Annotated in this window: 20 protein-coding genes; 8 read left to right on the forward strand and 12 right to left on the reverse strand. The window is 66.9% G+C overall.

Features of this window, described 5'->3' with window-relative positions:
- Positions 1 to 57: 57 nt before the first annotated feature.
- Positions 58 to 1,788, reverse strand: a complete 1,731-nt coding sequence (locus WFK36_RS10370; RefSeq protein ID WP_336791933.1) for a proline--tRNA ligase — start codon at positions 1,786 to 1,788, stop codon at positions 58 to 60.
- 60 nt (positions 1,789 to 1,848) lie between these two features.
- On the opposite strand from WFK36_RS10370, the gene WFK36_RS10375 reads away from it, so the two are divergent.
- A complete protein-coding gene (locus WFK36_RS10375) occupies positions 1,849 to 2,598 on the forward strand; it encodes a YaaA family protein (protein WP_336791569.1) in 750 nt (249 codons plus the stop codon).
- 54 nt (positions 2,599 to 2,652) lie between these two features.
- Here the strand turns inward: WFK36_RS10375 and WFK36_RS10380 are convergent, their stop codons facing one another.
- From WFK36_RS10380 to WFK36_RS10390, 3 genes are read right to left on the reverse strand one after another with little or no spacing between them, the layout of a single operon-like run.
- Positions 2,653 to 3,003 (reverse strand): hypothetical protein, encoded by a 351-nt coding sequence (locus WFK36_RS10380; RefSeq protein WP_336791570.1) that lies wholly within the window; start codon positions 3,001 to 3,003, stop codon positions 2,653 to 2,655.
- 41 nt (positions 3,004 to 3,044) lie between these two features.
- Entirely contained in the window at positions 3,045 to 4,265 is a 1,221-nt protein-coding gene (cobA, locus tag WFK36_RS10385; protein WP_336791571.1) for a uroporphyrinogen-III C-methyltransferase, read from the reverse strand.
- 26 nt (positions 4,266 to 4,291) lie between these two features.
- Positions 4,292 to 5,263 carry an acyl-ACP desaturase gene (locus tag WFK36_RS10390; protein ID WP_008382119.1) on the reverse strand — a complete coding sequence of 324 codons (972 nt, stop codon included), beginning with the start codon at positions 5,261 to 5,263 and terminating at the stop codon, positions 4,292 to 4,294.
- Positions 5,264 to 5,363: 100 nt separating this feature from the next.
- Here WFK36_RS10390 and WFK36_RS10395 point away from each other — a divergent pair, with 100 nt between their 5' ends.
- Together WFK36_RS10395 and WFK36_RS10400 are read left to right on the forward strand one after the other, a co-directional pair.
- On the forward strand, positions 5,364 to 6,032 hold the full coding sequence (locus tag WFK36_RS10395; protein WP_040520887.1) for a response regulator: 669 nt from the start codon (positions 5,364 to 5,366) through the stop codon (positions 6,030 to 6,032).
- Positions 6,022 to 6,714, forward strand: a complete 693-nt coding sequence (locus tag WFK36_RS10400; RefSeq protein ID WP_336791572.1) for a hypothetical protein — start codon at positions 6,022 to 6,024, stop codon at positions 6,712 to 6,714. Before WFK36_RS10395 ends, WFK36_RS10400 begins: the two co-directional genes overlap by 11 nt.
- A 109-nt stretch (positions 6,715 to 6,823) precedes the next feature.
- Here the strand turns inward: WFK36_RS10400 and WFK36_RS10405 are convergent, their stop codons facing one another.
- From WFK36_RS10405 to mqo, 5 genes are all read right to left on the reverse strand, one after another.
- Positions 6,824 to 8,419 (reverse strand): GAF domain-containing sensor histidine kinase, encoded by a 1,596-nt coding sequence (locus tag WFK36_RS10405; protein WP_336791573.1) that lies wholly within the window; start codon positions 8,417 to 8,419, stop codon positions 6,824 to 6,826.
- Positions 8,416 to 9,816 (reverse strand): cobyrinic acid a,c-diamide synthase CobB, encoded by a 1,401-nt coding sequence (locus WFK36_RS10410; RefSeq protein ID WP_336791574.1) that lies wholly within the window; start codon positions 9,814 to 9,816, stop codon positions 8,416 to 8,418. The genes WFK36_RS10405 and WFK36_RS10410 overlap by 4 nt, the downstream gene beginning before the upstream one ends.
- On the reverse strand, positions 9,810 to 10,427 hold the full coding sequence (gene cobO, locus WFK36_RS10415) for a cob(I)yrinic acid a,c-diamide adenosyltransferase (protein WP_336791575.1): 618 nt from the start codon (positions 10,425 to 10,427) through the stop codon (positions 9,810 to 9,812). Before cobO ends, WFK36_RS10410 begins: the two co-directional genes overlap by 7 nt.
- Before the next feature lie 156 nt (positions 10,428 to 10,583).
- Positions 10,584 to 12,464, reverse strand: coding sequence for a VWA domain-containing protein (locus WFK36_RS10420; protein WP_336791576.1), 1,881 nt, complete (start codon positions 12,462 to 12,464; stop codon positions 10,584 to 10,586).
- Between the two features lie 3 nt (positions 12,465 to 12,467).
- The gene (gene mqo, locus WFK36_RS10425) at positions 12,468 to 13,952 is read right to left on the reverse strand and encodes a malate dehydrogenase (quinone) (RefSeq protein ID WP_008378467.1); all 1,485 of its coding nucleotides are present in this window, start codon (positions 13,950 to 13,952) and stop codon (positions 12,468 to 12,470) included.
- Positions 13,953 to 14,103: 151 nt separating this feature from the next.
- On the opposite strand from mqo, the gene WFK36_RS10430 reads away from it, so the two are divergent.
- Genes WFK36_RS10430 through WFK36_RS10445 form a run of 4 tightly spaced genes read left to right on the forward strand, consistent with a single transcriptional unit; the run spans position 14,104 to position 17,481 of the window.
- Positions 14,104 to 15,111, forward strand: coding sequence for an alpha/beta hydrolase (locus tag WFK36_RS10430; RefSeq protein ID WP_336791577.1), 1,008 nt, complete (start codon positions 14,104 to 14,106; stop codon positions 15,109 to 15,111).
- Positions 15,108 to 16,502, forward strand: a complete 1,395-nt coding sequence (mtr, locus tag WFK36_RS10435) for a mycothione reductase (RefSeq protein WP_336791578.1) — start codon at positions 15,108 to 15,110, stop codon at positions 16,500 to 16,502. The genes WFK36_RS10430 and mtr overlap by 4 nt, the downstream gene beginning before the upstream one ends.
- Positions 16,499 to 17,152, forward strand: coding sequence for a DinB family protein (locus WFK36_RS10440; protein WP_336791579.1), 654 nt, complete (start codon positions 16,499 to 16,501; stop codon positions 17,150 to 17,152). Before mtr ends, WFK36_RS10440 begins: the two co-directional genes overlap by 4 nt.
- A 26-nt stretch (positions 17,153 to 17,178) precedes the next feature.
- Positions 17,179 to 17,481 (forward strand): hypothetical protein, encoded by a 303-nt coding sequence (locus tag WFK36_RS10445; RefSeq protein ID WP_336791580.1) that lies wholly within the window; start codon positions 17,179 to 17,181, stop codon positions 17,479 to 17,481.
- On the opposite strand, the gene WFK36_RS10450 is transcribed toward WFK36_RS10445, so the two are convergent.
- Together WFK36_RS10450 and WFK36_RS10455 are read right to left on the reverse strand one after the other, a co-directional pair.
- Positions 17,467 to 18,294 carry an alpha/beta fold hydrolase gene (locus WFK36_RS10450; protein ID WP_008378458.1) on the reverse strand — a complete coding sequence of 276 codons (828 nt, stop codon included), beginning with the start codon at positions 18,292 to 18,294 and terminating at the stop codon, positions 17,467 to 17,469. The genes WFK36_RS10445 and WFK36_RS10450 overlap by 15 nt on opposite strands.
- Positions 18,263 to 19,819 carry a cobyric acid synthase gene (locus tag WFK36_RS10455; RefSeq protein WP_336791581.1) on the reverse strand — a complete coding sequence of 519 codons (1,557 nt, stop codon included), beginning with the start codon at positions 19,817 to 19,819 and terminating at the stop codon, positions 18,263 to 18,265. Before WFK36_RS10455 ends, WFK36_RS10450 begins: the two co-directional genes overlap by 32 nt.
- A 125-nt stretch (positions 19,820 to 19,944) precedes the next feature.
- Here WFK36_RS10455 and WFK36_RS10460 point away from each other — a divergent pair, with 125 nt between their 5' ends.
- Positions 19,945 to 20,895 (forward strand): sulfite exporter TauE/SafE family protein, encoded by a 951-nt coding sequence (locus WFK36_RS10460; RefSeq protein ID WP_336791582.1) that lies wholly within the window; start codon positions 19,945 to 19,947, stop codon positions 20,893 to 20,895.
- 70 nt (positions 20,896 to 20,965) lie between these two features.
- Here WFK36_RS10460 and map read toward each other — a convergent pair whose 3' ends face one another.
- Positions 20,966 to 21,829 (reverse strand): type I methionyl aminopeptidase, encoded by an 864-nt coding sequence (gene map, locus WFK36_RS10465; RefSeq protein ID WP_008378453.1) that lies wholly within the window; start codon positions 21,827 to 21,829, stop codon positions 20,966 to 20,968.
- Positions 21,830 to 21,920: the final 91 nt, after the last annotated feature.

The raw sequence follows: 21,920 nt of genomic DNA on the forward strand, positions 1-21,920 counted from the left end.
GCGATTTCCGGCTGCGCGCCGGCGAAATCGGCGGAATCGGGGAACCTTAGACGTTGACTAGCCGCGTACTGCGGCGAGAACGGCGTCGGTGGCGCTGTCGACCGGCGCTTCCACGGCTTCACCGGTGAAGCGGTCCCGGATCTCGACGGTGCCGTTGGACCAGCCACGTCCGACGACGACGACGATCGGCATGCCGAGGAGTTCGGAGTCCTTGAACTTCACACCGGGTGACGCCTTGCGATCGTCGAGAAGCACCGAGACGCCCGCCGCGTCGAGTTCGGCGGCGAGATCCTCGGCGCCTGCGACAGCGGCCTCATCCTTGTTGGCGATCACCAGGTGAACGTCGAACGGCGCGACCTCGCGCGGCCAACGCAGCCCCTTGTCGTCGTGCATCTGCTCGGCGAGGACCGCGACCATGCGCGAGACGCCGAGCCCGTACGACCCCATCGTCACGCGGACCGGCTTGCCGTTCTCGCCGAGGACGTCGAGCTCGAAGGCGTCGGCGTACTTGCGTCCGAGCTGGAAGATGTGCCCGATCTCAATGCCCTTGGCCGAGGTCAGAACACCCTTGCCGTCGGGCGACGGGTCGCCGTCGCGCACCGATGCGGCCTCGATCACTCCGTCCGGAGTGAAGTCGCGGCCCACGACGAGGTCGACGAAGTGCTGACCTTTCACATCGGCGCCCGTGATCCACGACGTGCCCTCGACGACTCGCGGGTCGACGAGATACGTGAATCCGGCGCCCTGCACTCCCTTGGGACCGATGTAGCCCTTGACCAGCGCGGGGTTCGCGACGAAGTCGGACTCCTCGAGAAGCTCGACCTCTGAGGGCTCCACGGACGCCTCGAGCCGCTTGAAGTCGACTTCGCGGTCGCCTGGCACGCCGATCGCGGTGATCTCCCACTCGCCTCCCGGCTTGCGGATCTTGACCATCACGTTCTTGAGGGTGTCTGCTGCCGTGTACTCCCCGCCGAGGGTCGCGTTCGCCCAGTCGACGAGCGTCTCGATCGTTGGAGTGTCGCCGGTCTCGTGTGCGACTGCCGCGGGCAGGCCGTCGATCGGCCGCGAGGCCGGCACGGTGGTGACGACTGCTTCGACGTTGGCTGCGTAGTCGGACTCGGTGCTGCGGACGAAGGTGTCCTCGCCCACCTCGCACTCGGCGAGGAATTCTTCGGACTGGCTGCCGCCCATCGCGCCTGCGGTCGCCTTGACGATCACGTACTTGACCCCGAGACGGTCGAAGATGTTCTGGTACGCGGCGCGGTGCTTGTCGTACGAGACCTGCAGACCCGCGTCGTCGAGGTCGAAGGAGTACGAGTCCTTCATCACGAACTCGCGCCCGCGGAGGATGCCTGCGCGGGGCCGTTCTTCGTCGCGGTACTTGGTCTGAACCTGGTACAGGATCACTGGGAGATCTTTGTACGAGCTGTACTCGCCCTTCACCAGTTGGGTGAAGATCTCCTCGTGGGTGGGGCCGAGCAGCATCTCGGCGCCTTTGCGGTCCTTGAGGCGGAACAGATTGGGGCCGTACTCGGTCCACCGGCCGGTCGACTCGTACGGATCACGAGGGAGCAGCGCGGGCAGCAGGATCTCCTGCGCGCCCATCGCGTCCATCTCGTCGCGCACGACCTGTTCGACGTTCCTGAACACCCGCAGGCCGAGCGGCAGCCACGAGTAGACGCCTGGTGCGGTGCGTCGGATGTAGCCTGCGCGGACGAGGAGCTTGTGGCTCGGAACCTCGGCGTCGGCGGGGTCGTCGCGGAGCGTGCGGAGGAACAGTGCGGACATGCGTGTGATCACGGTAGTCCAGCTTAGTGCGGGTCACGTCGCGTTCGTTAGGGTGGTCGCGTGCTCGTGATCCTGCCTCCTTCGGAGACCAAGTCCGACGGCGGGACGTCGGTCCCGCTCGACCTCGAATCGCTGTCGCTTCCTGCACTCACCGACGTCCGCGGACGTGTGGCCGACGCCGTCGTCACGCTGTCGTCCGATCTCGACGCCTCCCGCGAGGCACTCGGACTGGGCGCGAGCGACGCGGCGATCGCCGAGGTCGCCCGCAACGCCGAACTGTTCACCAGTCCGACCCGTCCGGCGATCACTCGGTACACGGGCGTCCTCTACGACGCCCTGGACTACCCGGGGATGACCCGCGCGTCCAAGGCGAAGGCCGCCGACCGGCTCATGGTGGGATCGGCGCTGTTCGGCGTCGTCTCGGCCACCGACGAGATCCCGGCGTATCGACTCTCGGGCGGATCGAAGCTTCCCGGTTTCGGGACACTCGGCTCCGTGTGGAAACCAGTCCTCTCCCCCGCGCTCGATGCGATCGACGACTTCGTGGTCGACCTGCGGTCGGGCGTCTACCAGAAGCTCGGGCCCGTTGCGGGCGCAGTGACCGCAACCGTCGTCACCGAGTACGCGAACGGTACCCGCAAGGTGGTCAGCCACTTCAACAAGCACTACAAGGGCCTCGTCGCACACGAACTCGTCCGCACACGCCGGAACGTCCGTGACATCAACGGGCTGGCCGCCGTGCTGTCCGACGCCGGTCAGCGAGTGGAGATCACCTCACCGATCGAGATCACAGTGGTCACGGAAGGCTGACACAGATTAAGGGTGAATCGGTGCCACCTGATGACACCGATTCGCACCCTGAGGTCAGTCCTCGTCGTCGATCGCCGCGATCTGGGCCTTCTGCGCCCGGATGCGGCCGTAACCGTACGCCGCGGCCATCCCGATGACGCCGGTGATCAGCCCGATCAGCATGCGCAGGTCGCCGGATCCCGAGCCCGCGTCGGCGGAGATTCGGTAGATCCAGCCGTTGAGAGCCGTGACCGCGAGCCCGCCGAACACGAGCGGGACGACGATCGTGGTGAAACCGGATTCGGGGAGCGGTTCGATGCCTGCACGGCGGCGGTACATCTGCCACCCCGACATCACCACCACTGCCAGTCCCACGAGCACGGCGGTGACCACCGGATTCACGAACCACGCTGCGATGGCGGCCACGAGCAGAAGTGAACCTGATACCCCGGCGGCGATGCGGGCGTTCACAGGAGCACCGCACGATCGACGTCGGTGAATCCGGCGACCGGACCGATCACCGCGATAGCGGGCGCGATCAGTCCCTCGTCACTCGCGGCCTGCGCCGCATGAGAGAGGTCGGTGCGGATGAGCCGCTGATCGGGGCGAGATGCGTTCTCGATGAAGGCGACGGGAGTGTCCGCCGGGCGCCCTCCGTCGAGCAGTGCCTGGGCGAACACGTCGATCCGCTTGACCGCCATCATCAGCACGATCGTGCCCCGCAACTGCGCGAGTGCGTTCCAGTTCGTCAGCGAGTCCGGATGATCGGGTGCGACGTGACCGGACACGACGACGAACTCGTGGGTCACTCCCCGGTGGGTCACCGGGATTCCCGCGAGGCCGGGCGCCGAGATCGGGCTCGTGACACCGGGGACCACCGTCACCGGGACACCGGCCTCGACACACGCCTGCAGTTCTTCGAATCCACGCCCGTACACGTACGGATCCCCGCCCTTCAGACGGACGACGAACTTCCCCGCTTTGGCCCGATCGACGAGAATCTCATTGATCTGCTCCTGGCGCATCGCGCGGCCGTACGGAACTTTCGCCGCGTCGATGATCTCCACCTGAGGACCGAGTTCGTCGAGCAGTGCGACGGGAGCCAGACGATCGGCTACCACGACGTCGGCCTCGGCGAGCAGCCTGCGTCCGCGGACGGTGATCATGTCCGCCGCGCCGGGCCCACCGCCGACGAGCGCGACACCCGGCGCATGACGGTTGTCGTCCTCGACGGTCAACGACGTGCCGTCTGCGAACGCCGCGGTGATCGCGGCGCGGGCCGCCGCGGAACGACGGTGATCGCCCCCGGCCAGAACTCCGAACTGCAGATCACGGTGATGTCCGGACGCCGGTGTCACCGCGGTGCCGGACGAACCGTCGTCGGCCCGGACGCAGAAGATCCGGCCTGCCGTCGCCTCGTCGACGACCGCGGCGTTCACCGCCGCATCGTCGGTGCAGGCGATGGCGTACCAGGCGTCGGCGAGATCACCGGCGGCGTACGCCCGGCGATGGACGGTCACCGCCGGTTCGGACTCGATCGTCGGTGTCGGATCGACGGCGATCACATGCACGTCCGCGCCCGCTGCCAGCAGATTCGGCAAGCGACGCTGCGCGACGCTTCCGCCTCCGACGACGACAACACGTCGGTCTCGCAGGTCCAGTCCGGCCAGGTAATGAGGGTGCCCCATGACCGTTGACAGTAGTCGGCGACGTGTTACATCCGTGCTTCGGCCCGGGCCAGGGCCCGTGCGCGCGACTCCTCGAACTTCGTGACCTTCACGTCCATCGCCGAGAGGAAGGCGGCGAGCTTCTCCCGGTACATCTGGCCGGTCGGACCGAAGTCGTCGCGATCGAAGATCCGCCACTTGCGCAACACCGGCATCACCACTTCGTTCATGTGCTGCGGCAGGTCGTAGATGCCGCCCTTGGCGATCAACACGGCGTTGCGCCGGAAGTTCGGCATCGTCGCTCCCGGCATGGCGAAGTTCGAGACGATCGTGAAAATCGCCTCCATCGCCTCGTCGGGCACCACGTCGAGGGCTGCGGAGACGATGTTCCGGTAGAAGATCATGTGCAGGTTCTCGTCGGCGGCCACGCGCTGCAGCATGCGGTCGGCGATCGGGTCGCCGCACGCCTTGCCGGTGTTCTTGTGACTGACCCTGGTGGCCAGTTCTTGGAACGACACGTACGCCACCGCGTACAGCATGTCGAAACTGTGGTCGCGCTGGCCGTCGTCGTCCGGCAGCGGGTTGTATCCGCCGGTCATGTGTTCCATTCGGAGGTTCTCCAGCTCCACCGGGTCGACACCGCGGGTGACGACGAGGTAGTCGCGCATCACGATCGAGTGACGCATCTCCTCGGCGGTCCACCGTCCCACCCAGAAGCCCCATGCGTCGTCGAGGGTGAAGTTGTCGGCGATCACCCGGTGGTACGACGGCAGGTTGTCCTCCGTCAGGAGGTTGGTGATCATCGCGGCCTTCGCCGTCTCCGACAGCTGCGACTGCTCCGGGTCCCAGTCGACACCGCCGAGGGCTGCGAAATTGCGGCCGTCGTCCCACGGGACGTAGTCGTGCGGATGCCAGTCGCGGGTGAGCTTCATGTGTCGTTCCACTTCCCGCTCGCAGTCGGGAAGCAGTTCACGAAGCAGGTCCGAGCCGGTCATCGGCGAGCCGATCAGTGCAGTCATGCCTCCACCATGACGACGCGGACCCGATGATGTCCTGAGCCGAAGGTCCCGAGTCGATTGGGCCCCGAGTCCACTCCTCACCTGCGGTAACGTTGCTCGCATGACTGCAGGACCCGTTGACCCCACCCGACGCCGAGTACGCGTGTTCCTCGTCGACGACCACGAACTCGTCCGACGTGGACTCCGTGATCTGCTCGGGACCGCAGACGACCTTCTTGTGGTGGGCGAAGCCGCAACCGTCGGCGAGGCCCGGGTCGGCATCGCCTCCACAGAACCCGACGTCGCAGTGCTCGACGTTCGACTCCCCGACGGCAACGGCGTGGAACTGTGTCGAGACGTCCGCGCAGAGAACCCGAACATCCGCTGTTTGATGCTGACCAGCTACGCCGACGACGACGCACTCCTCGCGGCAGTCCTCGCAGGCGCGTCGGGCTTCGTGCTCAAGCAGATTCTGGGCCACAACCTGATCGAAGCGGTACGGACCGTGGGCAACGGCGGGTCCCTGCTCGATCCGAAGAGCACCGGCGCGCTGCTCGCGAAGCTGCGCAAGGGCGAACCCACCGATCCCCTCGCCCAACTGACGTCGCAAGAGCGCGAAGTGTTCACGTTGATCGGCGAAGGACTCACCAACCGGCAGATCGCCGACCGCATGTTCCTCGCCGAGAAGACGATCAAGAACTACGTCTCGCGCATCCTGTCGAAGCTCGACATGCAGCGTCGCACCCAGGTCGCCGTCCTGGCGACAGAACTGCGCGGTCGTGACCGCTGATCCCGACGCGTCCGATCGTGGACCGTCCGAGGGCCGGGAACTGAGCGTTCAACTCGGGACGACCGCGGCGGTCGCCGTGCTGTTCCTGGTGCTCCGCATGCTCGCCGTCGCACATTGGGATTGGCACACGGTCGCGGCGATCGCCGACACGTTCGACTTCTCGGACGCCTTTCCGATCGCGTTCGGGACGGTCGTCGGTCAGCCTGTGTTAACGGGGGTGTTCATCGCGCTGCTGCTGCCGATCGTGCTGATGCGCGTGGTGTGGCCGATGGATCGACACCGCGGCACCATCACCGTGTCGATCGTGCTGGGCGCGGTGACACTGCTGACGATGGCACTGTCGATGACTGTCACCTTCGGCAACCCGTGGACGTTCCTGGGCGCCGCAGCCGTCGGACTCGTCATCGCGGCCATGCGGCTGTGGTGGCGCACCGGTGCCGTGCACGACGTATTGCTCCGGGTGAGTCGACGCGTCTCGATGCTCGCCGCCGCAGGCGTTCTGATCCTCGCCGCAGTGAACGACGTTCCGTGGATGGGCGCGGAACGGATCACGACCGACGAGGGCGTCATCGAGGGGTACGTCCTCGAGGCCGAGCCTGGATTCCTGCACGTCCTGACGGACGACCGCGAGGTGATCATCCTCCCCGACTCCAGCGTCCACATGCGCGAACTGGTCGACTGAACTCAGCTCTTCGACCGTCGGAGACAGACGATCGAGACTGTCGCCCGAGTGGTACCGCAGCGGCGATGCGTCGCCCGATAGCGGCGCGCCCCCGGCGCAGAGGTACCACTCAGGCGAGCGGGACCGTCCAGGTCAGAGTGGTGCCTTCGCCTGGGGCGGACCGTTCGCTGAAGACGCCGCCGCATTCTGTCGCGCGGCGTTCCAAGTTCCGCAGACCGGAGCGACGAGCGTCCTGCGGTATGCCGACACCATCGTCGGACACCTCCACGACGAGGTTGTCGGACGCCACGATCCGGACGCCGATCCACTCGGCGTCGGAATGGCGGAGGGCGTTCGACAGCCCTTCCCGCAGGACCGCTTCGATGTGCGGCGACAAGGTGTCCGGGACGATCGTGTCGACCGGACCGGAGAACGCGACGCTCGGGGTGATCGGCGCGTGTGCGGCGAGCTCGGCGACCACGTCGAGCACCCGCCGCCGGAGTGTTCTCGTGCTCTGGCCCGAACTGCTGTGAAGGTCGAAGATCGACGTTCGTATCTGGGCGATCGTGGAGTCGAGGTCAGTGATCGCCTGATCCATGCGGCCGTCGAGTTCGGCCGGCCGGGCCTTCATCGTCTGCATCGACATGCCGATCGCGAACAGTCGTTGGATCACCAGATCGTGCAGGTCACGAGCGATCCGATGCCGGTCGGAGAGGACCTCCATCTCCCGTGCCAGCTCCTGCTGTTGCGCGTACGCGATCGACAACGACGCGACGCGTGCGACACCGGCGAGCCCCGCTTCCTCTTCGGCGGTCCACACTCGACGATCGACGTGGGTCAGGACGATCGCGCGGAACTGCCCGGGCGGCCCCTGAATCGGTTGCACGGTGACCCACCTCGCGCCGTCGCGCAGCCACGCGCGCTCGTCGTCGACAGCGGACACTGCGAGACCTGCGTCACGCGCGCCGAATGTGTCTGCAACGTCGACGACGTCCACCGGATCTCCCGTGTGTGCGACGAGCTCCGCACCCGTCACCACATACACGTCGGTGGCGTGACTCAACACCGCAACGTCCCCGCACACGCCGGTCAGCGTGTCGTCGAGTGAGATCCCACGAACCGGTTCGCTGCCTCGGTCGGCGAGCAGCTGCATCCACCGCAAGCGGGTCTGTGAACTCTCGAAGGAACGCGCGTTGTCGACCGCGATGCCTGCGGCGACGGCGAGCACCGCGACGATCTTCTCGTCGAGCTCCGTGAAGGCAGGCGCCCCCTGCTTCTCCGTGAGGTAGATGCTGCCGAACAACTCCCCGCGGACGATGATCGGCGCCCCGAGGAAGGTGTTCATCGGCGGGTGATGAGGAGGGAACCCGATCGACGCCGGGTGGTCCGACAGTCGTTCGATGCGCAGTACCTCGGGATGGTGAAGCAGTTCGCCGAGCACACCGTGTCCGACGGGCAGTCGGCCCATCGTCGCACGCACATCAGGACTGATCCCCGTGTAGACGAACGCCTGCAGGCTCAGTTCCGGACCACGGACGCCGAGCGCACAGTAGCGTGCGTCGAGCACACCTGCTGCGACGTCGACGATCCGCTGCAGCGCGAGGTCGAGTTCGAGACCCTGCCCGACCAGAAGCACTGCCTCGAGCACATCACGCAGAGCCGTGGGATCGTTGCCGTCTTTGGCCGCGAGGGCGTCGACCGCCGTGCGGACCTCTTGGAACGTCATCGGGCCCGCCCTGCCGCGGCGACGAACCGTCCGATCGATTCGGGCACACCCGCAGGGTGAACATGCAGGTAAGAGGCATGAATGCCACCTGAGACGAAGCCGTCAGCGCAGTTCGTCTCTCCTGCGCGCCAGGCCCACGCCGGTGTCCTGTCCGTCCGGAAGTCCACGGTGCTTCGGTGGAACTCGTGTCCGGTGACCCGTTCACCGGTGCGATAGAGCACGCTGTCGGCAACGGCGACTGCGTCCCGGTAGCCGAGGGTCAGTCGCGGTCCGAACGCGCCGTCGGCCTCGATCGCTCCGACCATCTCATGGCCGTCGAGCATCGACGAGAGATATAGCAGCCCCGCACATTCCGCGTGGACGGGACGTCCGGCCGCGGCATGGCGGGCGAGGTCGGCGCGCAGTCCCGCGTTGGCGGCGAGGTCGACGGCGTGCTCCTCCGGGAAGCCTCCTCCGATCACCACCGCCGACGTGTGCTCGGGCAGCCTGTCGTGCAGTGGATCGAACGACACCACATCGGCGCCTGCCGCAGTCAGGAGTTCTGGGTGCTCGGCGTAACCGAATGTGAACGCCGCGCCCTGGGCGACTGCCACGACAGGTCTCGTGTCGACACGATGCTCGGCCATCTCGTCGGCGGCAGACCACAGTGCGACGTCGCTGCCCCTGGCCGTCGCTGCGAGACGGACGATCGCCTCGACGTCGATGCCTGCGCCGACCAGCCGAGTGATCGCGTCGACGGACGCCAGGGCCTCGGCGCTGCGTTCCGCCGCGGGCACCAGTCCCAGGTGCCGCGACGGCACCGACAACGCGGAGGCTCGGCGGACCGCACCGAACACCGGCAGACCCGCCCGGTCCGCAGCCTGCCGCAGCACCGCTTCATGTCGATCGGACCCGACCCGATTGAGGATCACGCCCGCCACGTGAACCGTTGGATCGTAGGAGACGAAACCGTGCAGCAGGGCCGCAAGCGACTGGCTGTGTCCGCCTGCGTCGACCACCAGCACCACGGGGGCCCCGATCAGCGATGCGACGTGCGCGGTGGACCCGACTCCGAGAGTGCCGTCGTCGTCGGTGATCCGGCCGTCGAACAGGCCCATCACGCCTTCGACGACCGCGATGTCCGCGCCCGCCGACCCCGCCGCGAAGAGCGGCCCGATGCGGTGCTCCCCCACGAGGTTCGGGTCGAGGTTGCGTCCAGGCCTGCCCGCGGCCACTGCGTGATATCCGGGGTCGATGTAGTCCGGGCCCACCTTGAACGGCGCAACCCGGTGACCTGCGGCGACGAGTGCACCGATGAGTCCGGTGGTGATCGTCGTCTTGCCGCTGCCGGAGGACGGTGCGGCGATGACGATCGTCGGAACACTCAGCCCACGTGACGGGCGGGTGCTGATCACCACTCGATGCCCTTCTGGCCTTTGCGGCCGGCGTCCATCGGATGCTTGATCTTGGTCATCTCGGTGACCAGGTCGGCGGCTTCGACGAGCGCATCGGGCGCGTATCGACCGGTGATCACGACGTGCTGGCGGCCGGGCCGCTCACGGAGCGCGGTCACCACTTCGTCGACGTCGATCCATCCCCAGTGCAGCGGATAGGTGAATTCGTCGAGTACATAGAAGTCGTGCTGTTCCGATGCGATGCGCCGCGCGATCTCGGTCCATCCGGCACGCGCCGCATCGGCATGGTCCTGTTCGGCGTCGTCGCTCCGGCGGATCCACGACCACCCCTGGCCCATCTTGTGCCACTCGACCGGTCCGCCTTCGCCGGTCTGGTCGTGAAGGCGACCCAGCGCGGTCATCGTCGACTCCTCGCCGACCTTCCACTTCGCGCTCTTCACGAACTGGAACACCGCGACGTCCATCCCGGCGTTCCACGCACGCATCGCCATTCCGAAGGCTGCAGTCGACTTGCCCTTGCCTGGTCCGGTGTGCACCGCCAGCACCGGCTGATTGCGTCGCTGACGTGTGGTCAGACCGTCGTTCGGGACAGATTCGGGGACTCCCTGAGGCATGTGATCACCCTATCCACCGCCCTCCACGTACTCACCATCCCCCGCTCGACAATCGGCCTCCCACTGCGCAGCAACCGACCCCACTGCTCGTTGAGCGAGCAGGAAGGGCGTCACTGGGCAGGGAGGGGCGTCGCTGGGCAGGAGCGGGAAGGACGGCTAGGCTACGCCGCGGATGCCCGCGGCGAGGCCGGTGTCGGCGAGGTCGTCGAGAGGCACGTACTCGGCTCGGAGCCGCTGGGCGAGGGCCACCGCAGAACCGAGACGGACGAAACCCTGCTCGCAGTCGACGACGACCGAACTGACACCGCGGCGCGCGACATCGTCGGCCGCTGCGTCCGCCCGACGCCCGGCGTCTCGTCCGCCGGTCGCGCGACCGTCGGTGAGGAGGACCAGCAGCGGCCTGCGGTGCGGGTCGACGCGCGCCGACCGATCGATCACCTCAACACTGCGCTGTAGCCCTTCAGCGAGCGGCGTCCGACCACCGGTCCGGACCTGGGCCAGTCGACTGACGGCGATGTCGACGGAGCGAGTCGGCGGGACGGCGACATAGGCGTCCGCGCCTGCGGCGACGACCACCGCGACCCGATCGCGGCGGGTGTACGAGTCGCGCAGCATCTCGACGCATGCGTCACGGACCGCGGTCAGACGTGATCGGGCGGTCATCGACCCGGACAGGTCGACGAGGAACACCACAAGGTTCGACTCGGTGCCGATTCGCTCGGCGCCCCGCAGGTCACCCGGTTGCAGGCTCGGCATCCCGTCGCCGGACGCACGCCGGGCCGCCGCGAGCACCGTGCCGAACAGGTGGACGCCGGTTCCGGAGCCGAAGTCCACGTCACGGACCGTCGACCCGCGGGTACTGCGGGCGCGCGAGCGCCGACCGGGGTCGCCGTCACCGACTCCGTCGGCGCGGAAGGTCCGCACCCGCGGGGAGCCGGCTGTCGGTCGTGTCCCAAACTGCGGTCCGGGAGCACCGCCGCCGCTCGGCGGCGGGTCATCGTCGTCGTCGGGGTCGGGTTCGACTTCGCTCGACGAGTCGGACGGACCGTCGTCCGGCGAGTTGGGAGAACTGTCGTCGGATGTGTCGGGAGAAGTCTCGTCCTGATCGCCGGCGGAGGCGTCGTCGCCTGCGCGGAGAGCGTCGTCGAGTTGTTCCTCCGACATCGACGATTCGTCGAACGGATTGCGTCGACGACGGTGTGGGAGTGCCAGTTCGGCGGCCACGCGGACATCGTCCTCGGTCACCTCTGACGCGCCGCGCCACGCGGCATGAGCGGTCGCGGTGCGGGCCATCACGATGTCGCCGCGGAGGCCGTCCACGTCGAGGTGCGCACAGATGCCCGCGATGCGACGCAGTTCCGAGACAGGCAGCACCACGTCGGGCAGCGCCGTGCGCGCGTGCGAGATCCGTGCCGCGAGTTCGGACTCGGCGGCATCGTGCCGACCGGAGAAGCCGGCCGGATCGGCGTCGAACGCCATGCGGGCGGTCACGATCGCCACTCGTTCGTCGACGTCGCGCGGGCCCGCCACGTCGACGACCAGACCGAAACGGTCGAGGAGCTGCGGCCGCAACTCCCCTTCCTCCGGGTTCATCGTGCCGACGAGAACGAACCGGGCGGACTGGGTGTGGGACACACCGTCGCGTTCGACGGTCACCCGACCACTCGCCGCGGCGTCCAACAGGACGTCGACGAGATGGTCGGACAGCAGGTTCACTTCGTCGATGTACAGGACACCGTCGTCCGCCTTCGCAAGCAGGCCGGGCGTGAAGTGTGCCTGGCCGTCACGGAGCACGCGGGTCAGATCGAGCGACCCGACAACCCTGTCCTCGGTCGCGCCGATCGGCAGTTCGACGACCCGTGATGCAGAGCCGAGCAGCGGCCCGAGTCCGCGGACGACGGTCGACTTCGCGGTGCCCTTCTCGCCCCGGATCAGCACTCCGCCGATCCCCGGCGACACCGCCGACAGGATCAGCGCGAGTTTGAGCCGCTCCTGACCGACAACCGCGCTGAACGGGTACCGAACCGCGTCGGACATCGGTCAGTCGTTGTCGCCGGTGAGCTGCAGGCTGCGGTTGGTCCAGTCCCAGACCTGGTTGTACAGGGCGGGATTGTCGTTGAGCTTCTGGCCGAACGACGGGATCATCTCGGTCAGCTTGTCGCGCCACCCGTCGAAGTGGGCGGTGAAGCACTTCTCCAGGACCGAGATCATGGCGGGGACGGCAGTCGACGCACCCGGCGACGCACCGAGCAGTCCGGCCATCGAACCGTCTTCCGAGGTGACGACGGCGGTGCCGAATTCGAGGCTTCCGCCCATGCCGTTCTTGCGGATCACCTGGACGCGCTGACCTGCGGTGATCAGCTCCCAGTCCTCGCCGACGGCGAGCGGTGCGAAGTCCTGCAGGGTGGTGACACGATCGTTCCGGCTCGCCGCGAGCTCGGAGATCAGGTACTTGAGGAGACCGAACTCCTTGGGGGCGATCGACATCATCGGCACCAGGTTGCCCGGCTTCACCGACTTCGGCAGGTCGAGGACGCCGCCGGTCTTCAGGAACTTGGGCGACCAACCCGCGTACGGGCCGAAGAGCAGACCCTTTTCGTGGTTGATGACGCGGGTGTCGAGATGCGGCACCGACATCGGCGGCGCACCGACAGCGGCCTGACCGTAGACCTTCGCCGAGTGCTCGGCGATGATGTCGGGGTTGGTGCAGCGGAAGAACTCACCGCTGACCGGGAAACCGCCGAAGCCCTTGGCTTCCTTGATGCCCGACTTCTGCAGCAGGCCGAGGGCGCCGCCGCCTGCACCGACGAACACGAACCGGGCCTCGACGCGGAGCTTCTCGCCGCTGCGCGTATTGCGGAGCTTGATCACCCAGCTGCCGTCCGACTGCTTGCTCAGGTTGCGGACCTCGTGCCCGAAGTACAGGTCGGCGTCGCGGCCGACGTAGTTCAGGAGCTGCTGCGTGAGCGCGCCGAAGTCGACGTCCGTGCCTTCAGTGAACCAGTTCAGACCGACCGGGTCGGAATAGTCGCGGCCTGCGCCCATCAGCGGGAGACGCTCGGCGAAGGTGTCGGCGTCGTCGATGAACTCCATGCCCTCGAACAGCGTCTGGCTCGACAGCGCCGCGTGGCGCTTGCGGAGGAACTCGACGCCGTCGGCGCCGTGGCAGTAGGCCACGTGCGGGATCGGGTTGATGAACTCGTCCGGGGCACCGAGCACCCCGTTGTCGACGCCGTGGGCCCAGAACTGACGCGACATCTGGAACTGCTCATTGATGGTGAGTGCCTTGGTGATGTCGATCTCGCCGTCGGCGCCCGCAGGCGTGTAGTTCAGTTCGCACAGCGCCGAGTGTCCGGTGCCTGCGTTGTTCCAGGGATCCGAGCTCTCGGCCGCTGCCGCGTCGAGACGTTCGAACAAGCTGATCGACCAGCTCGGCTCCAGCTGACGAATGAGGGCGCCGAGCGTCGCGCTCATGATGCCTGCGCCGATCAACGCCACGTCCGTCTTGATGACCTTCTGCGACACGATGCTGCTCTCCTCCGAGGTCGGGGTGAATCCTTGCCGACCCACTCCAGGGGCCGCTCTAGGAGACTCATTGTTCACCATCGAACGTTGACAGGTAGCACCGGTGCTTCCAAATGTGTCGCGTCCGACACGCGGATGAAGCAGCACTAGAGTGGTCGGCGTGACCACCGACTGGCGCCCTGACGAGTTTCTCGACGGCTATGAAGTCCGAACCATCCCCCTCGCAACGGATCCCGACGGCGAGGATCCGATCTTCGCGAGTCTCGTTCGCCGCCCGCTCGACGGCATCACGCCGCGTGGCGCGGTGTTGTACGTGCACGGCTTCACCGACTACTTCTTCCAGACCGAACTCGCCGACTTCTTCCACGAGCGTGGATACGCGTTCTACGCGCTCGACCTCCGTAAGTGCGGTCGGTCCCTGAAGGCTCACCATCAGCCGCACTACACCAGCGATCTCGCGTTCTACGACGAGGAGTTGAACGCCTCACTGGACATCGTCACCGATGAGGTGAGCGCCGCGGGCGGGACACCGCAGGTGATCGTCGCGGGCCATTCGACGGGCGGCCTGGTGACGCCACTGTGGTTGAACCGACTGCGGACCAGCGATCCCGAACGCCACGGGCACGTCGTCGGCCTTCTGCTCAACAGCCCCTGGCTCGATCTGCAGGGCGAGGCCGTGTTGCGGTCGACGCCAGCGTCCAAGCTGATCTCCGCCGTCGGGTCGGTCCGCGGCATGCAGTCGCTCCCCCGCGAACTGTCGTCGGCGTACGGCGACAGCCTGCACGCCGACGTCCACGGCGAATGGACGTACGACCTCGTCCGCAAGCCCCTCTCCGGATTCCCGGTGACGTTCGGTTGGTTGTCCGCCGTCCGCGCCGGACACCGACGGGTGCATGCCGGCCTCGACGTAGGTGTCCCGGCCTTGGTCCTGCGGTCCGACAAGTCGTCGTTCCGCGGGAAGTACGACGCGTCGGTCGACACGGCGGACTGCGTGCTGGACGTGAAGCAGATCGCGCAATGGTCCGGATGCATCGGCGGCCGAGTCCTGGCCGTCGCCGTGACCGACGCGCGGCACGACGTGTTCTTGTCGATCGAGAGTGTGCGCAAACGGGCGTACGCCGAGGTCGACGCCTGGATGGAGAGCGAGTTCGACAAGTGAGCACACCACAGATCGTCGACCTGGCGGTCATCGGCACCGGCAGCGGCAATTCGATCCCTGACGAGCGGTTCGACGACATTTCGATCGCGATCTTCGAGGAGAACCTGTTCGGCGGGACATGCCTCAACGTCGGCTGCATCCCGACGAAGATGTTCGTGTACGCGGCCGACGTGGCGGAGGCCGCTCGGAGCGCCGGTCGGTACGGCGTCCACGCGAGTGTCGACAGCGTCGACTGGCCGTCGATCGTCGATCGAGTCTTCGGCCGCATCGACCCGATCACCGCCGGCGGCCGCGAGTACCGCGTGGATCGCTGCCCCAACATCACCGTGTACGAGAGTCACGTCCGATTCGACGGCGTCGACGACGACCGGTACCGCCTGGTCACGGCGGCCGGCGATGTGGTTCTCGCATCACAGGTCGTCATCGCCGCGGGCGCCCGGTCCGCGGTCCCGGACGCCATCGCCGAGTCCGGTGTCCGCTACTACACGAACAACGACGTGATGAGGCTCCCGGAACTGCCCAAGCGACTGGTCATCGTCGGCAGCGGTTACATCGCCTCCGAGTTCGCCCATGTGTTCTCGGGCCTCGGCGTCGAGGTGTCAGTGATCGCCCGCGGTCCCCGACTGCTGCGTCCCATGGACGACGACATCAGCGCCCGATTCACCGAGGTCGCCGCGGAGCAGTGGGACGTCCACTTGAACACCCAGGTCAAGGGCGCGACGATGCTCGACGGTGGCGGCGTTCGACTGACGTTCGACTCGGGCGACACCCTCGACGCCGACGCACTGCTCGTCGCCACCGGCCGCATCCCGAACGGCGACCTGCTGTCGTTGGACACGATCGGTGTGGAACTCACCGACGACGGCCGGGTCCCGGTCGACTCCCACGGCCGCACGCCGGCTCGCGGCGTGTGGGCGCTTGGCGATGTGAGTTCGCCGTACCAGCTCAAGCATGTCGCGAACCACGAGCAGCGTGTGGTGCAGGGCAATCTCCTGCTCGGCTGGGAGTCGGCCGAACTCGCCTCCTTCGACCACCGGTTCGTTCCCGCTGCGGTGTTCACGCACCCGCAGATCGCGAGTGTCGGGCTCACCGAGGAGCAGGCCCGCGAACGCGGCCTCGACATCACCGTCAAGGTCCAGAAGTACGGCGACGTCGCATACGGCTGGGCGATGGAGGACACGGTCGGAATCTGCAAGGTGATCGCCGAACGCGGGTCCGGCACACTCCTCGGCGCCCACCTTCTCGGCGCACAGGCGTCGTCGATCATCCAGCCCGTCATCCAGGCGATGAGCTTCGGGCTGTCGGCGCACGAGATGGCACGCGGCCAGTACTGGATCCACCCCGCGCTGCCGGAGGTTCTCGAGAACGCACTGCTGGGGTTGGAGTTGTGAGCCTGCACGATCCGGTGTCGGTGCGAGAGTGGTACGCCGACTCGTCCGCCGCGTTCGTGGACGTCGTCGACCGGGTCCCGGCATCGACACTGGATCGTCCCGCGCTCGGCGAGTGGACCATGCGTTCGCTGGTGGGCCACACGTGCAGATCTGGCTTCACCACGATCGAGATCTACGTCGCGGCGGCCCGCGATCGAATCGATGCCGGCGAGGGCCTCGGTGATCTTCTCGACGGCCCAGCGGCGTACTTTCACGCCGCCCTGGACTGGGTGACCGACCAGGCGGTTATCACCGAGGCGGGCGTGCGCGCCGGTGTCGGGCTAGGCGACGATCCGTTCGATCACGCCCACGACCTCGCCGCACGCGGTGTGGCTCTCGTGGACACACTTGCCGACGATGACCTGCTGCTCACTCCGGTCGGCGCGATCTCCGCAGTGGACTACCTCGCCACCCGAGCCTTCGAGTTGAGTGTGCACACGCTCGACATCGTTGACGCCGCCGGAATCGAACCGCCTGTGCAACTGCCCGGGTGCGCACGCCGGGCGGCGGCACTGGCCGCGTCGTTGACCCGCGACTACGACGTCTACACGCTTCTTCGCGGCATCCTCGGACGAGGCGAAATGCCGGATGGCTTCACCTGCCTGCGCTAGAAGATGCCTGGGTTTATGCTGCTTCGATGACAACCCCCTCCCAGGCCGGACTCGAGGTTATCGGCGCGAACGGAGAGTCGTTGGTGTTCGACGGCGTCACCGTGGCGAAGTTCAAGCATCACGGCAAGGAGGAGACGGCTCGCAACCCGGTCTCCACATACCGCGAGGTGTCGATCAAGGAGAAGACCTCCCTGTTCGGCAAGCCCAAGAACCCGCGTCAGTTCGACGTGCTGCTCGCGATGTCGTCGTTCATGGCGTTGACCGTCGACGAGCACGGCCGAGCTCAGGTCGACGAGCTCGTAGCGCGCCTCGAGTCAGTACAGCGCTGACCGCAGCGAGATCTCGCTCGCGACGGCCTTCGCCGCCTTCTGCGGCACCCAGTGATCGATGCCTTCGATGACGGAGAACCGGTAGTCGCCGTACACGTGGCGACCGCTGAACTCGGCCTGTTCGCGACCCAGCGCGGTGTCACCGTCGCTCCACACCATGGTTGTCGGGATCTCGACCGGCGGGCACGCGAGAGTGGCGGCGATGTCGCCGGTGAAGTTGGCGCGATACCAGTTCAGCGGGCCGGTGAGAGCGCCCGGTTCCAGCAGCGGCGCGACTTCTTCGGGTGTGACCCCGTGACGGGTCAGTCGCACACCGTTGTCTTCGGTGAGCAGCTGCTCCGCCTTGGGTTTGACGAACGTCGAGATGTACGACGAGCGTTCCCGCTGGTCGGAGCCCGCCTCCAGCGCCTCTTTCATGGCAGACGGATGGCCGGTGCTGACGGCGACGAGACCGGTGAAGCGTTCCGGGTGCTTCGCGGCGAGATGCCACGCGACGATGCCGCCCCAATCGTGTCCGACGATCATCGAGTACGCGATGTTCAGGTGACCGAGCACCCCGAGGACGTCGCCGACCAACTTCTCCAATCGGTAGTCCTCGACGTGCTCCGGTCGCGCACCTGGGCTGTATCCGCGCTGGTCGAACGTGACGGTGCGCAGGCCCGCTTCGTGCAGCCGCGGGACCACATCGTCCCAGCAGCGGGAGTCGACGGGGAAGCCGTGCAACAGCACCACCCATGGCCCGCGGGCCGGTCCGCTGAGCTTCACATCGAAGGTCAGACCGTCATGCTCGACTTTCAGGTGCTCGGTTTCCACTCAGCCAGGATAGGACGGACGGCAGCGGCCCGGTGCCCGCCTCGAGCAATCTGTGCACAGCTCTCATGTCGAGGTGTTCTGTGACCAGATCGGCAATGGTGTCCAGCTGGTCTTCGCGGACCTTCGCCACGGACAGTCCCGCCGCAGGTGTGAACCCTGCACGTCCGGCCTGGACGGCGACCGTCCGCAGAAACGATCGCCGCATGTCGTCGCCGTCGAGCAGTCCGTGACAGTGGGTGCCGACGACCGGCCCGCGGCGTGCGCCTTCAGGGCCGGTCTCGGAATCCACCAGCCACGTCTCTTCAGCACTTCGCGTCACGACGCCGTGATGGATCTCGTATCCGGCGACTCGTGCACCTGCACCGTCGTGTCCGGAGAACGTTCGGAGGGTCTTGTCGGATCGGAACTCGATGTCGACGTCGAGCAGGCCGAGTCCGTCGACGGTTCCCGCGGTCGACTCCACTCGATCGGTGATCCGCCGCGCGAGCATCTGGAATCCACCGCACACGCCGAGCACCGGACGCCCCGCGCGCGCTCGGTCAACCACGGCGTCGGCGAGGCCGGTGGATCGCAGCCAGGCGAGATCGGAGACTGTGGCACGGCTGCCCGGAAGGACGACGAGATCGGCTGCCCGAACAGCGGCGGGGTCGTCCACCCAGGTCACGTCCACGTCGGGTTCGCACGCGAGTGCCTCGACGTCGGTCGTGTTGGAGGTCCGCGGCAGTCGGATGGCGGCGACTGTGAGACGCTGTCCGCCGGTGTGGGCGACCGGCCCGCCGACTCGCCGTCCGACGGGCGACGCAAGCGAGTCTTCGGCGTCGATCCACAGGTTGTCGGCGAACGGCAGGACGCCGAGTGTGCGTCTGCCGGTGCGTTCACGAAGAGTGACGAGACCGGGATCGAGCAGAGACGGGTCACCGCGGAATTTGTTGATGACAAAGCCTGCAACGAGTGCTTGGTCGTCGGGTTCGAGGAGCGCGAGCGTCCCGAACAGATGCGCTAGCGAACCGCCGCGATCGATGTCGGTGACGAGCAGTACGGGCAGTTCGGCGGCCCTCGCCAGACCCATGTTCGCGATGTCCGTCGCGCGGAGATTCACCTCCGCGATCGACCCGGCGCCCTCGCAGATCACGGCGTCGAAGTCGCGACGCAATGACGCGAGCTCGTCCGCGACCACGTGGGACAACTCGCTGCGGCGAACGTGATAGTCGGCCGCACCGACGTCACCGTACGGCCGACCGCGCACGATGACGTGCGAGCGCCGATCACTTCCGGGTTTGAGCAGGACCGGATTGAAGCGCGTGTCCGGTTGAAGCCCACACGCCACAGCCTGAAACGCCTGCGCTCGACCGATCTCTCCACCGTCCAGCGTCACCGCGGAGTTGTTCGACATGTTCTGCGCCTTGAACGGCGCCACTCGCACACCGTCCCGCGCAAGCGCACGGCACAGTCCCGCGACGATGAGGCTCTTGCCCGCGTCACTGGTCGTGCCGCCGACCAGCAGTGCGCCATGGTTGTCAGACACACAGATGACCCTACCGACCGCCCTTTCGCTCACCACGATCGAAACCCTGTGCGTCGTCGGCGAAACAGAGCACTGTCAGAGGCCACGCACCGCTCGAAGTCCCGGTGCACGCCCTAGGAGTTCCCATGCCCACCCTGCTCATCATCGGTTTTGTCGGCCTGCTCGGCCAATTGGTCGACGGAAGCCTCGGAATGGCGTTCGGTGTCACGGCGACGACATTCCTCATCGCGCTGACGACGTTGTCGCCCGCAGCGATCAGCGCCACCGTCCACCTCGCCGAAATCGGTACGAGTCTCGTGTCCGGGGTCTCGCACTGGAAGTTCGGCAACGTCGATTGGCGGGTCGTCGCGCGGATCGGCATCCCCGGCGGCATCGGTGCATTCGTCGGCGCGACGGTCCTGTCGAATCTGTCCACCGAGGACGCGAAACCCGTCATGGCCACGATCCTGCTGGTCCTCGGCCTCTACGTGCTGCTGCGGTTCACCTTCCGAGGCATCAGCACCAAGAACCTCGGCAAACCCCTGAAGTCGCGTTTCCTCACCCCGCTCGGTCTGTTCGGCGGCTTCATCGACGCCACCGGCGGTGGCGGCTGGGGCCCGGTCGGCACACCCGCTCTCCTTGCATCGGGCCGTCTTGAACCCCGCAAAGTGGTGGGCACAATCGACACCAGCGAGTTCATCGTCGCCGTCGCCGCATCTCTCGGCTTCCTGGCGAATCTCGGCGGTGAAGGCGTCGAATTCGGCGCGGCCGGCGCGATCCTGATCGGCGGTGTGATCGCCGCACCGATCGCAGCGTTTGTGGTCCGCCACTTCCCTCCGCGCCTGCTCGGAGCGACCGTCGGCGGATTGATCATCCTCACCAACGCTCGAACCCTCGTGGGCAAGAGCGGCTTCGGACTCGACCCGCTGCAGCAGCGGGTCGTGTACATCGCGATCGTCGCGCTGTGGGCGGCGGCGTTCGTGTACTCGTTCGTCCAGTACCGACGTGACAAGGCCCTCGAGTCGGTCGATGCGCTCTCGGAGATCGTGGAGCTCCGGTCGGCAGAATCGGGTCAAGAGCTCGCCACTTCGAAGTGACGTCATACGCGTGAGGTGAGACCGCACCGGGACGAGGTCGTGATACGGCCTAGCCCCGGTCCGGTCTCGCTCACGCGTCGGGAAGTGTCAGGATCTCTGCGCCGGTTTCGGTGACGACGAGTGTGTGCTCGAACTGGGCCGTCCACTTCCGGTCCGCGGTGACGACGGTCCAGTCGTCGTCCCACATCTCCCAGTCCTTGCCGCCGAGGTTGATCATCGGCTCGATCGTGAAGACCATGCCCGGCTCCAGGACGGTGCTCACACTCGGCTCGTCGTAGTGGAGGACGACGAGCCCGTTGTGGAAGGTCTCACCGATGCCGTGCCCGGTGAAGTCACGGACCACCGAGTAGCCGAAGCGGCTCGCGTATGCCTCGATGACACGTCCCACGACATTCAGCGCGCGGCCCGGCTTCACCGCCTTGATCGCTCGGTCGGTTGCGATCCGGGTACGTTCCACGAGGTCACGGACTTCCTGAGAGACGTCGCCCGCAAGGAACGTGGCATTCGTGTCGCCGTGGACACCGTCTTTGAACGCCGTCACGTCGATGTTGACGATGTCGCCGTCCTGGATCACGGTCGAGTCCGGAATGCCGTGGCAGATCACTTCGTTCAGCGACGTGCAGCACGACTTCGGGAAGCCCTTGTAGCCAAGGGTGGACGGGTACGCGCCGTGATCGAGCATGTACTCGTGGGCGATCCGGTCGAGTTCGGCCGTGGTGACTCCCGGCGCGACGGCACGTCCCGCCTCGGCGAGAGCGTTTGCGGCGATCTTCGACGCCACGCGCATCTTCGCGATGGTCTCCGGAGTCTGCACCCACGGCTCACTCCCCTCCGCGACGGTGTCCTTCCACACGTACTCGGGGCGCTCGATGGCGTCTGGCACGGACAGGACCGGCGCGACGACGCCGGGAGTGAGCGGGGCACGAACAGTCATGCCGTCGATTGTTTCATGCCAACCGAACTCCCGAGGCTGTCGCCTGCTCCAGGACAGGTAAGGTATTCCTAATAGTCTACTTTCACTCATT

The sequence above is a fragment of the Gordonia malaquae genome, assembly GCF_037148075.1.
In the GTDB taxonomy this organism is placed as follows: domain Bacteria; phylum Actinomycetota; class Actinomycetes; order Mycobacteriales; family Mycobacteriaceae; genus Gordonia; species Gordonia malaquae.

What these genes read in the sequence shown, in the direction of transcription:
- cobO (WP_336791575.1), bottom strand. Translation starts at nt 10,427, where the DNA reads ATGCCTCAGGGAGTCCCCGAATCTGTCCCGAACGACGGTCTGACCACA.
- WFK36_RS10460 (WP_336791582.1), top strand. Translation starts at nt 19,945, where the DNA reads ATGCCCACCCTGCTCATCATCGGTTTTGTCGGCCTGCTCGGCCAATTG.
- WFK36_RS10405 (WP_336791573.1), bottom strand. Translation starts at nt 8,419, where the DNA reads ATGACGTTCCAAGAGGTCCGCACGGCGGTCGACGCCCTCGCGGCCAAA.
- WFK36_RS10420 (WP_336791576.1), bottom strand. Translation starts at nt 12,464, where the DNA reads ATGTCCGACGCGGTTCGGTACCCGTTCAGCGCGGTTGTCGGTCAGGAG.
- WFK36_RS10390 (WP_008382119.1), bottom strand. Translation starts at nt 5,263, where the DNA reads ATGACTGCACTGATCGGCTCGCCGATGACCGGCTCGGACCTGCTTCGT.
- WFK36_RS10395 (WP_040520887.1), top strand. Translation starts at nt 5,364, where the DNA reads ATGACTGCAGGACCCGTTGACCCCACCCGACGCCGAGTACGCGTGTTC.
- cobA (WP_336791571.1), bottom strand. Translation starts at nt 4,265, where the DNA reads ATGGGGCACCCTCATTACCTGGCCGGACTGGACCTGCGAGACCGACGT.
- WFK36_RS10370 (WP_336791933.1), bottom strand. Translation starts at nt 1,788, where the DNA reads ATGTCCGCACTGTTCCTCCGCACGCTCCGCGACGACCCCGCCGACGCC.
- map (WP_008378453.1), bottom strand. Translation starts at nt 21,829, where the DNA reads ATGACTGTTCGTGCCCCGCTCACTCCCGGCGTCGTCGCGCCGGTCCTG.
- WFK36_RS10445 (WP_336791580.1), top strand. Translation starts at nt 17,179, where the DNA reads ATGACAACCCCCTCCCAGGCCGGACTCGAGGTTATCGGCGCGAACGGA.